Below are 12,025 nucleotides of genomic sequence, written 5' to 3'. Positions count from 1 at the left end.
CGCAGGGTTATCATTTAAAATAAGTAACCGTTCACCGGGGGTACGGATTTATGGTAATCTCATGCCCGTAAGCGTTCACCAGTGGCTTAGATTCGTTCATTTGGGACTGCGAAGCATACTGGTGCTGTTCGAGCAGGCCAAAATGGGCGAAGATGAGGTGCTGGTGAACGCTTACTAAAATAACAGGACTTTCTCTGCGGCCTCTACCGTACTCAGCGGTAAAAATTTTAGTTTTTACGAAGCCGCCAAGGAAAAAATGATGCGCAAGACAATCAAGATCGGGACCCGGGGCAGCCTGCTGGCCGTTACCCAGTCCACCTGGACCAAAAAGCAGATAGAGGACCGCTACCCCGAGGTATCGGTGGAGCTGGTCAAGATCGTGACCAAGGGCGACAAGATCCTGGACGTTCCCCTGGCCAAGGTGGGCGGCAAGGGGCTCTTTGTCAAGGAGATCGAGGAGGCCCTGCTGCGGCAAGAGGTCGATCTGGCGGTGCACAGCATGAAGGATGTGCCGGCCGAGTTGCCCGGACCTCTGCACCTGGGGATCATCCCCGGGCGGGAGGACCCCCGGGACGCCTTTGTTGCCAACAATTATTCCTCCCCGGCCGGGCTGCCGGCCGGGGCCAGGGTCGGCACCAGCAGCCTGCGCCGCCGCTGCCAGTTGGCCGCGCTCCGGCCCGATCTGGTAATCGAGAATCTGCGCGGCAATCTTGATACCCGGCTGCGCAAGCTGGATGAAGGCCGGTATGAGGCGATCATTCTTGCATCCGCCGGGCTCAACCGGCTGGGATTGAGCCGGCGGGCGGTCAGTTATTTTTCTCCGGAAGAGATGCTGCCGGCCGTGGGCCAGGGCGCCCTGGGGATCGAGTTGCGCCGGGATGACCACGAACTGCTGGCCGGGCTCGCCTTTCTGAATGACGAGACCACCGCTGTTACCGTGGCGGCTGAGCGAGCTTTTCTTGATCAACTGGAAGGGGGCTGCCAGGTGCCGATCGGCGCCTTCTGCCGGGTAGCGGAGCAGGCCGGCAAAAAGATTCTGGCGCTCAGCGGACTGGTGGCCTCCGAGGATGGCAGGGAGGTGATCAGGTTGAGCCGGTCAGGGCCATGGGACCAGGCCGAGAGTCTGGGGCGCGGCCTGGCCGATGAGGTCATTGCCGCCGGCGGCCGGGAGATTCTGGCCCGGGTTTATAACAGCGCACAGGGGAACGGATAGGGTGAGTTGCAATACACATGCGGCCGAGGGATCGGAGCAAAAGAAATCCAAAAAACCGATGGTCTATCTGGTCGGCGCCGGCCCCGGTGACCCGGGGTTGATCACCGTCCGGGGCCTGGAGCTGCTCAAGCGTGCCGAGGTGGTGATATACGACTATCTCGCCCCCAAGAAACTGCTCAAACACGTGCCCCGGGATGCGGAGATGATCTACGCCGGCAAGAAGGGCGGGGTCAAGCATACCCACACCCAGGAGGAGATCAACCGGATGCTGGTGGGACGGGCTCGGGCCGGCAAGACCGTGGTCCGGCTCAAGGGCGGCGACCCCTTTATCTTCGGCCGGGGCGGCGAGGAGGTCGAGGAACTGGTTGCCGCCGGTCTGCCCTTTGAGGTGGTGCCCGGGGTGACCTCGGCCACGGCCGCGGCCACCTTTGCCGGGATTCCCATTACCCATCGGCGTTATACCGCTACCGTGGCCTTTGTCACCGGCCATGAGGACCCCACCAAGCCGAGCAGCAATATCGCCTGGGACAAGCTGGCCACCGGGGTCGGCACCCTGGTCATCTATATGGGGATCAAGAATCTGCCGGCCATTACCGCGAACCTGATCAAGCACGGCCGGGACCCGCAGACCCCGGTGGCAGTGGTCCGCTGGGCCTCGACCCCGGAGCAGCGCACCGTGGTCGGCACCCTGGCCACTATCACCGAGGTGGTCCGCGAGGCCCACATCACCCCGCCCGCCCTGGTGGTGGTGGGCGATGTGGTCTCGCTCCGGGATACGATCAATTGGTTCGAGAAGCGAGCCTTGTTCGGCAAGAAGGTCCTGGTGACCAGGACCAGGGAACAGGCCAGCGAACTGGTGCATCGGCTGGAGGAGTTGGGCGCAGATTGTCTTGAATGTGCGACCATCGCCATCAGGCCGCCGGAGTCTATGGCGGTGGTGGACCGGGAACTGGACCGGCTTGATCGCTACGACTGGGTGCTCTTTACCAGCATCAATGCGGTGGGCTGTTTTTTTGAACGTCTTCTCAAAAAGGGGCTGGACGCCCGTGCATTGCACAACGCCAGGGTGGCGGTGGTGGGCAAGGCCACGGCCGAGTCGTTGGCCGGTTTTGGAATCCGGGCGGATCTGCTCCCGGAAGAGTTTACCGGCGACGGCCTCGCCGCCAGTCTGGTCAACCTGGGAGTGGCGGAAAAGAAGATTCTCATCCCCCGGGCCGAGGTGGCCCGCGAGACCTTGCCCCAGGCCCTGACCCAGGCCGGTGCAGAGGTGATGGTGGCTCCGGTCTATCGCAATGTGGTACCTGTGGACAGCGATGAAGGAACCGGCCCGACCGCACTCCGCCAGGCGCTTACGCAGGGAAAAATCGATGTTGTAACCTTTACCAGCTCTTCCACGGTTAGCAATTTTATCAAGATGTTGGCCCCAGCCGGGCCGGATGAACTCAAAGAGCTGTTGGCCGGGGTGGCGGTGGCGGCCATCGGGCCGATTACCGCCCGCACCGCGGTCAGGCATGGTCTGGCCGTGGATATCCAGCCGGAACGCTTCACCATCCCGGAAATGGTGGACAGCATCGTGGCCCATTTCAGTTGAGCCGCCCGGGGGCAGAGCCTCTCCGCAGCCTTTAAAGCGACCTGTTTATGGCGGACCCAATCCAGCAGATATCCGAGCAATCCTTCAGCTCCCTTGCCAGTCAGACTCCACTGGTCCGGGCCGTTCTGGACCTGATTTCAATCGTCTATGAACCGGTCAACCCGGGCGTTCTGCTTAACTGTCTCCAGCGTTGCGGAATCGTCGGCCCCGGAGGCCGCGAACTCACCCCGGCTGATCTGGCCACCGCCCTGGCGCAACTCCGGGGATTGGGGCTGATAACCGACCGCAACCAGTGCAGCACCGGGGCCCTGGCCGAGGAGATCACCCGTGGGGTCGTGGCGGCCGGCAGCTTTGCGGCCATGCTCGCGGCGGTCAGGGCGGAACTGCCGCTGGCTGGTTTCTACGGCAAGCGGGAGCAGAAATATTGGCGACTCCTGCGGGAGTTTCGGGTAGGGGTCTATACCCATGACGTGTCCCTGCTCGAGGGGCTCCAGCCGCTGCTGGTCCCGGCCTGCGTTGATGCCGGCCTGGGGGCGCCGGCGGTCCGGGTATGCGCCAATCCTTTCCAGGCCGGCTGGTTCCGGACCCTGCCGGTATCGCTCCAGTTTTATCTTCTGGAGCAGCTCCTGGATCACTCCCTGGCAACCTTTGAGAATGTCGAGGCGGTTATCGCCTATATCAGGGACGACTCGGCAAGGTGTTCCATCCCCAGGGCCGAACGGCTGCCCTTTCACCGGCTCCTGGCCGAATACCTGCTCTGGCAGGGCCGGCCGGCCCTGGTCCGGGAACTGATAAACCGTTATCCGGATTCTTTCGTTGCCAGCGGTTTTGCCGGCTGTATCGCCTTTCTCCTTGATCGTAACCAGGAGGCCCTGGCCCTGTTTGCCGCGGAACTGGATCAGCTCAGGGAGTTGACCGGCGACAACAAGCTCTTTTTCTATAACCTCTCCGGCCTGTTCTATATATTGGCCCTGCTCCGCAGCGACCAGGTCGCATCCTGGCCCCGGATCAGGGAGTGGATCGATATTGCCAGGGTGAATGCGCCATCCTCCATCCTGCAGGCCATCTATTCCTACCTGGATGTGGTGCTGCTGCCTTTGGGGATGGATGTAACCGGCCTTGATCTTCCCGGCCGGCAGGGAAGCGTGCGGCACGGTATTGTTACTCTGTTCGCGGTGTTGGCCCAGTATTGGGCAACCGGCCGGTTCCCGGCCGGGACCATTGCCAGGGAACGGCTGCGGGCTGATCTGTCGCCCCTGTTCGAGCAGGCCCGGGCCGGTGGTTTTCCCTGGCCGGCCATGGAATACGCCGGAATTTTGAACGAGTTGGGCGGCGGAGACAAGTATGGTGAGTATGCTGGCGCGGAACGGCTGCGGACCGGCCTGGTATTGCTGGTTTCCTCTTTCCCGCAGGCCGAATCCTGGGAACGGCGGCTCAAGGCCTTGATCAGCGTGGCCGCAACCGAGGATGCCGTATTACCTTGCCGGAGCCGGTTGATCTGGTGTGTTGATTACGCGGGTGACCGGATGACCATTGTCCCCAAGGAGCAGAAGGGCACCAGCCGCGGCGGCTGGAGCAAGGGGCGGGTGGTGGCCCTGAGCCGGCTTTACGCCGGCCGCCAGATAGATTTTCTGACTGAGCAGGATTTGCGGATCTGTACCGCGATCCGGCGGCAACACCGGAACCATGGGACGGCTCACTATGAGATTGATGTCAACAAGGCCCTGCCGTTGATGATCGGCCATCCGCTTCTTTTTCTCGCCGACCCGGGCGGTGGCCCAGGCCCGGCAGTGGAATTCATCAAGGGCGAGCCGGAGGTGGTGGTGGAGGATATTGCGGACGGGTTGAGGATACGTCTGGCCCGGGATATCACCGAGCAGGGGATCACCGTGGTCCCCGAGGGATCGAACCGTTTCCGGATCATCGAGGTGGATGACCGGCACCGGCGGATCGCCCGGGTTATCGGCCGGGAAGGCCTGGCCGTGCCGCCGATTGCCGCGGAGATGGTAATGGCCGCGATCGGCAATCTCTCCTCGTTTATGACCATCCATTCGGCCATTGCCATGGATCCGGTCCGTCGCCGCTCGGTGGCGATCACCGAGGTACCGGCCGAGGAACGGATCTGGGTCCAGATTCTGCCCTTTGCCTCCGGATTCAAGCTCAAGATGTTTGTCCGGCCATTTGGCAAGGGCGGTCCCTATCTCAAGCCGGGCCGGGGGGTGGGGGTGTTGATGGCCGAGGTGGGCGGCCGGCGGCTCCAGGCCAGGCGCGATCTGGGCCGGGAAGAGGAGCAGGCCCTGGAGGTGGAAAAGGCGTGTCCCACCCTGGCCGCGGCCGAGGAGTTTGACCGGGAATGGAACCTGCCGGAACTTGAGGAATGTCTACAGGTATTACTCGAACTGCAACCGCTCCAGGAGCGGATCACCGTGGAGTGGCCGGAAGGTGAACCGATCTCAGTGAGTCGCCAGGCCTCTTATGAACAGCTCCGGGTCCGGGTGCGACAGCGGCGCAACTGGTTTGAACTGGCCGGCCGGATGGAGGTGGACGAGGATCTTGTCCTGGATATGCGGCGGCTGCTGGAGTTGGCCCGGGAGAATCCCGGCCGTTTTATCCCCCTGGGTGAAAGGAGGTTCCTCGCGCTCAGCGAGGAACTTCGCCGTCGTCTTAATGACCTGGAAATGTTCTGGGATGAACAGCCGCTCCGGGGCGCCGATGACGAGGACCAGGAGCCGGGGGTGCGGTTCCATCCCCTGGCAGCGCCCGAGCTTGCGGATTTCTGTGCGCAACTAGAGACAGTGGACAGTGATGCGGGGTGGCGGGAGCAGCTTGCCCTGCTCGGCCAGGTACATGATTTTTCCCCCACGCTTCCTTCCACCCTCCGGGCGGAACTGCGGGGGTATCAGACCGAGGGCTATGTCTGGCTGGCCCGGCTGGCCCGCTGGGGGGTGGGGGCCTGCCTGGCCGATGACATGGGGCTGGGCAAGACCCTGCAGGCCCTGGCGATCATCCTCGACCGGGCCCGCCAGGGGCCGACCCTGGTGGTGGCCCCCACCTCGGTATGTATGAACTGGTGTGCCGAGGCGACCCGGTTCGCCCCGACCCTGAGGGTGCATCTTTTTAACGGCCGCGGCCGGAAAGAGCTGCTGAAAAGTTTAAAAAAATTTGATGTCCTGGTGACCAGTTATACCCTGCTCCAGCAGGAGGCCGGGCTGCTGGCCTCGCTTTACTGGCAGACCATTGTTCTGGACGAGGCCCAGGCGATCAAGAACATGGCCACCAAGCGTTCCCGGGCAGCCATGGCCCTGGACGGCGGTTTCAAGCTCCTCCTTACCGGCACCCCGATCGAGAACCATCTTGGTGAGTTGTGGAACCTGTTCAACTTTATCAACCCCGGCCTGCTGGGTTCCCTGGAGCGGTTCAACCAGCGGTTTGCCGTCCCGATCGAACGGCAGGGCAGCCGGGAGGCCGGCCGCCGCCTGCGGAAGATGATCCGGCCCTTTATCCTCCGCCGGATCAAGGCCCAGGTCCTGGAAGAGCTGCCGCCGCGGACCGAGATCGTCCTCCACGTTGAAAGGAACAAGGAAGAACAGGCCTTTTACGAGGCCCTGCGGCGGCAGGCCCTGGTCTCGTTGCAAACGGTTGCCCCCGGCGCCCGCCAGAACATGCAGGTCCTGGCCGAAATCATGCGGTTGCGCCGGGCCTGCTGCAACACCCGCCTGGTTGCGGCGCAAAGCAAGATCCCCAGCTCCAAGCTCGAACTGTTCGGCAAGCTGGTGGATGAACTCCTGGAAAACCGGCACAAGGCCTTGGTGTTCAGCCAGTTCGTCGGTCACCTGAAGCTGATCCGCCAGGTTCTGGACCAGAAGGGAATCAGCTACTGCTACCTGGATGGCGCCACCCCGGTGAGGAAACGAAAACAGCAGGTGGAATCCTTTCAGGCCGGACAGGGCGATCTGTTTCTCATCAGTCTCAAGGCCGGCGGCCTGGGGCTCAACCTCACGGCGGCCGACTATGTTATTCACATGGACCCATGGTGGAACCCGGCAGTGGAGGACCAGGCCTCGGACCGGGCCCATCGCATCGGCCAGACCCGGCCGGTGACCATCTACCGGTTGGTGGCCAAGGGTACCATTGAGGAGAGGATCGTGGCCCTGCACAACGAGAAACGGGAACTGGCCGACAGCCTGCTGCAGGGCAGTGATATCAGCGCCCGGGTATCAGTGGAGGAGCTGCTCAACTTGATCCGGGAACGCTGACCATGTCGACCACCCTTTATCTTGTCCGCCACGGGGCCACTCCGGCCAATCTGGAGAACCGCTTTGCCGGTCGAACCGGCGAAAAGCTCCATGCCCTGGGTACAGAGCAGATCCACCGGCTGGGCAACCGCCTTGGCATGGCCGGAATCGCCCGGATATTCGCCAGCCCCCTGCCCAGGACCATGCAGTCGGCCTCGATTCTCAGCCGGATGGTCTCCGCCGGGGTTGTCCCTGACCCGGATCTGACCGAGATCCATATCCCCCACTGGGACGGGCTGACCAAGGAGGAGATCCGGGAACGGTTCGGGCCTGAATACCCCCTCTGGATCAAGACCCCGCATCGCTTTGCCCTGGACGGCTGCGAGACCATCGCCCAGGTGCAGACCCGGGCGGTGCGGGCGGTGCAACGCATCGTTGCCGTTCATCCGGGCGAAAATTGCCTGATAGTCAGTCATCTCATCGTACTCCGCTCCCTGCTGCTTTATTTTCAGCAACTGCCGATCAGTGCTTTCCGTTCGATCAAGATCAACAACGGTTCGATTACCACCCTTGTTTTCAACAGACAGGGTGTCGGCGTGCGCCCGGATTACCCCTGATCCGGCCCGCTGTCGCCCGTGCCGGCCGCGGCAGGGGAAATGGAAATCGATTCCAGCCAGCTTATCGAGACTATCTATTTGACTCATAACCATGTTTTTTGTAGATAGCGTAATTCCAATGGATTTTTACAGCGGTCAATTTGAGAAAATGAATCATTTCAAACGCCCATTATACTGAACATTGCGTCTGGCGAGCCACCCGGTCCGGGTGGCGCGGCTGACAGGCGCGTTGTTTCCCCTCCCCCTTATCTGCTGAACTCTCTCTTTATTCGGGAGCTTCGCCTCTTCAGGGTCTTAAAGGATGCACGCTGCCTGTTGTTTCAGGCCCAGGATCTATCCGGTCCCTGCAGGAGGAAGCTCTGATGAATGCCCCGGTCCCATATGATCAAGCTGTTTCCTTTGCTGGCGCGGTCATGGTCATCGGCGGCGGCGTTGCCGGGGTCCAGGCGGCCCTTGATCTCTCGGCCCTTGGCTACAGGGTCTATCTGGTCGAAAAGAGCGCTGCCATCGGCGGGGTCATGGCCCGGCTCGACAAGACCTTTCCCACCAATGACTGTTCCCTGTGCATCCTTGCTCCCAAGCTGGTGGAGGCGGGCCGGGACCCCAATATTGAAATCCTGACCAAATCGGAACTCATTCGCCTTGCCGGCCAGGCCGGCAATTTCACGGCCCGGCTGCGTAAACAACCGCGCTACATCGACGAGTCGATCTGCACCGGTTGCGGCCAATGCACCCTTTACTGCCTCAAGCAGATAGGCGACGACTACAATGAAAAGCTGGCTGTTACCCATGCGGCCCACATTGATTACGCCCAGGCAGTGCCGGCCGGCTACTATATCGACCCCAAGTCCTGTCTGCGCCTCAATTACGACAGCTGCGGCCTCTGCGCCGTGGCCTGCCGGGCCGGGGCCATCCGCTTTGATCAGCAGGAGGAAGAGGTTGATATCAAGGTGGGTGCGGTGGTGCTGGCCCCTGGATTCGGCCGGGTCAACCAGGAGGTGCTGGGCAGATACGGCTGGGGCAGATTTGCCGATGTGCTCACCGCCTTTGAACACGAACGGCTGATGTGCGCCTCCGGGCCCAGCAACGGTGAGATCGTCAGGCCCTCGGATGGCAGGCATCCCAGAAGAATCGCCTTTCTGCAATGCATCGGCTCCCGCGACGAAACCTGCGGCAATAACTACTGTTCCTCGGTCTGCTGCATGTACGCCGTCAAGCAGGCGACCCTGGCCCGTGAACATGATCCGGACGCTGAAATCACCCTTTTCCATATGGATATCCGCACCCATGGCAAGGGCTTTGACGCGGCCCGGGAGCGGGCTGTTGCTGAAAATAATTTCCGGGTGATCCATGCCCGGCCGCCCCGGGTGGAGGATGTCTTTGACGGCGGTCTGCTGCTGACCTGGGCCGGGGAGAGCGGCAGGCACAGGTATGAAAAATTCGATCTGGTGGTCCTCTCCCAGGGATTGGAGTCACCCGATGACGCGGAACAGCTCGCCCGGATCGCCGGTATTGAGCTGAACCGCTACAATTTCGTCAGCACCGACACCTTTCATCCCCTTCAGACCTCCCGGCCCGGCGTCTATGTGATCGGCGCCTTTCAGGGACCCAAGGACATCTCTGATTCCGTTACCCAGGCCGGCGGCGTGGCCAGCCTCTGTTCCGGCCTGCTTGCCCGGGCCCGTAACACCGAGGTGGTGCATGCCGAGTATCCGGCGGAGCGGGATATTTCCGGCGAGGAGCCGCGCATCGGCGTTTTTGTCTGCCATTGCGGCATCAATATCAGCGGGGTGGTGGATGTGCCGGATGTTCGAGATTACGCCCGGACCCTGCCTCATGTGGTCTATGCCACTGACAATCTTTACTCCTGCTCCCAGGATACCCAGCAGCAGCTTATCAAGATCATTCAGAAACATCGTCTGAACCGGATCGTGGTCGCCGCCTGCACCCCCCGGACCCATGAGCCGCTGTTTCAGGCGACCATGCGTGAAGCAGGCCTGAACCGCTCTCTCTTTGAGATGGCCAATATCCGGGATCAATGCTCCTGGGTCCATATGCAGGAAAAGGAGGCGGCAACGGAAAAGGCCGGGGATCTGGTGCGGATGGCGGTGGCCAAGGCCGGCCTGCTCACCCCGCTTGCGGAACAGGAACTGGAGGTGACCCCCTCGGCCCTGGTGGTCGGCGGCGGACTGGCCGGGATGACCGCGGCCCTGACCATTGCTGACCAGGGCTTTGAATGTACCCTGGTGGAAAGGGAAAAAAGTTTAGGCGGCCGGACCCTGCTCCTCACCCGGGACCGGTATGGCAAGGACCCCGGCCAGGTGATCAGGGAACTGATCGACAGGGTGCGGGGCCATCGGAAAATCACCGTCCTGACCAGGGCGGAACTGAGCATTGTTTCCGGCTATGTCGGTAATTTTACCTCCACGGTCGTCGTATCTAACAGCGATACCACTGCAGGTCCGAAGGGCAATACGATGATCAATCACGGGGTGGTGATTCTGGCCATTGGCGGCAAACCACATGTGCCGCGGAAATTCGGCTACGGTGAATCGAGCCGGGTGCTGACCCAGATCGATCTGGAGAAACGGCTGGCCCGGAAGAAGCCTCTGCCGGCCGACTGCCGACAGGTTGTCATGATCCAGTGTGTCGGCTCCCGGGGCGACGATCTTTCCTACTGCAGCCGCGTCTGCTGCGGACAGGCGGTGAAAAACGGGCTGCGGATCAAGGAGCTGAGCCCGGCGATCCGGATCACGGTCCTGTACCGGGACATGCGCACCTACGGTTTCATGGAGGACGACTATCGCCGGGCCCGCGAACAGGGGATCATCTTTACCCGCTATTCCCCGGAGCGGCCGCCAAGGGTGGCCATTGGCAAGGGGGGCCGGAGCAGGCCGATGGTGATTTTTTTTGATCCGATCCTCGGGGAAGAGGTGGAACGGCGCAGCGACCTGCTTGTTCTCTCCACCGGTATTGAGGCCGATGATCCCGCCACCCTGGCCCGGCTGCTCAAGGTGCCGGTCACCAGCGACAACTTCTTTCTGGAGGCCCATGTCAAACTGCGGCCGGTGGATTTTGCGGTGGACGGTGTCTATGTCTGCGGCCTGGCCCATGGCCCCAAATCCATGGACGAAACCATTGCCCAGGCCCAGGCCGCCGGTGGCCGGGCCTGCCAACCCCTGGCCCGGGGGAGCATCAGCCCGGAGCCCATCGTCTCGAACGTTGATCCGGAGAAGTGCATCGGCTGCGGGGCCTGCCAGGCATTCTGCCCCTATAAGGCGATTCAAATCCATAAGAAAAACAAAAAACGCAAGGCCCGGACCATCACCGCCTCCTGCAAGGGCTGCGGGGTCTGTGCGGCCCGCTGCCCGACCCTGGCCATTGATATGGGCCGCTTTACCTACGATGCAATCCTTGCCCAGATCCATGCCTTTAATCCGCGGGGAGCAAGGGGAACCGTTCAAGCCGTTTGAACCGTTCAAACTGTTCAAACGCTGAAAATGACTCTAAGGAAATTAACAGATGACCACTGAATACAATCCCCATATCCTGGGTTTTCTATGCAACTGGTGCTGCTATACCGCCGCCGACTCGGCCGGGGTCGGCAGGTATCAGTATCCGCCCAACCTGCGGGTGATCCGGATCATGTGCACCGGCCGGCTTGACCCTTCCTTTCCCCTGGAGGGGCTGGCCAGCGGCGCGGACGCCATCTTTGTCGGCGGCTGTCATCCCGGCGAATGCCACTACCAGGACGGCAACTACCATGCCCTGGTCTCGGCCTCCCTGGTTGATGAAATGCTGGAACGGCTGGGAGTTGCCCGCCAACGGCTGCTGATCGACTGGGCCTCGGCCGCCGAAGGGCCGAATTTTGTCAGGATGATCACCGCGTTTACCGAGAAAATTCGCTCCCTCGGCCCCCTGGGCAAGGCAGAGGGCAAGGACCGGGCCCAATTACAGCACCAGCTGTCCCAGGCAGCCGAGGCGGCCCGGGGCCGCAAGATCCGCACCGGGCTGATCAACGCCTCCCGCGAGATGATGAAGGCGGAAAAAATCTCCAGAAAGATCATTGCAACGCTGGTCCGGGAGAAATGTAATAAGGCGCTGACCGGTCTGACCGGCCGGGAATCGGCATGAAAGGGTCATTTCTGGACAGACACTACCTGACCGCTTTTAATAAAATACAAACCAAGGGAGTAAGGTTTCGGTAAACCCCGTACGTTTGAGGTTGGACCGGGAAAGGGTTTTTCTTATAGCGAACGGTGTAGCGGACCCTGAGCCGCAGCCGTGACGGCAAAAGCGGAATTTGAAACAACTTCGGCAGGATATGCTTATGGATTCCGAATCGCCGTTGCGGCGAAGCGAGTTCCTG

At 61.7% G+C, this 12,025-nt stretch carries 6 protein-coding genes; all 6 read left to right on the top strand.

The features are described from left to right. Positions 1–256: 256 nt before the first annotated feature. On the top strand, positions 257–1,213 hold the full coding sequence (gene hemC / locus L3J03_11025; GenBank protein MCF6291514.1) for a hydroxymethylbilane synthase: 957 nt from the start codon (positions 257–259) through the stop codon (positions 1,211–1,213). Between the two features lie 58 nt (positions 1,214–1,271). Next, positions 1,272–2,804, top strand: coding sequence for a uroporphyrinogen-III C-methyltransferase (gene cobA / locus L3J03_11020; GenBank protein MCF6291513.1), 1,533 nt, complete (start codon positions 1,272–1,274; stop codon positions 2,802–2,804). 47 nt (positions 2,805–2,851) lie between these two features. Next, positions 2,852–7,060, top strand: coding sequence for a DEAD/DEAH box helicase (locus L3J03_11015; GenBank protein MCF6291512.1), 4,209 nt, complete (start codon positions 2,852–2,854; stop codon positions 7,058–7,060). A gap of 2 nt (positions 7,061–7,062) precedes the next feature. After that, positions 7,063–7,656 (top strand): histidine phosphatase family protein, encoded by a 594-nt coding sequence (locus tag L3J03_11010; protein MCF6291511.1) that lies wholly within the window; start codon positions 7,063–7,065, stop codon positions 7,654–7,656. Positions 7,657–8,018: 362 nt separating this feature from the next. Next, on the top strand, positions 8,019–11,129 hold the full coding sequence (locus tag L3J03_11005; GenBank protein MCF6291510.1) for an FAD-dependent oxidoreductase: 3,111 nt from the start codon (positions 8,019–8,021) through the stop codon (positions 11,127–11,129). A gap of 49 nt (positions 11,130–11,178) precedes the next feature. Next, positions 11,179–11,790, top strand: coding sequence for a hydrogenase iron-sulfur subunit (locus tag L3J03_11000; protein ID MCF6291509.1), 612 nt, complete (start codon positions 11,179–11,181; stop codon positions 11,788–11,790). Positions 11,791–12,025 lie beyond the last annotated feature (235 nt).

The organism is Desulfobacterales bacterium (assembly GCA_021647905.1).
GTDB lineage: Bacteria > Desulfobacterota > Desulfobulbia > Desulfobulbales > BM004 > JAKITW01.
This window is presented reverse-complemented; position numbering and strand designations above follow the sequence as displayed.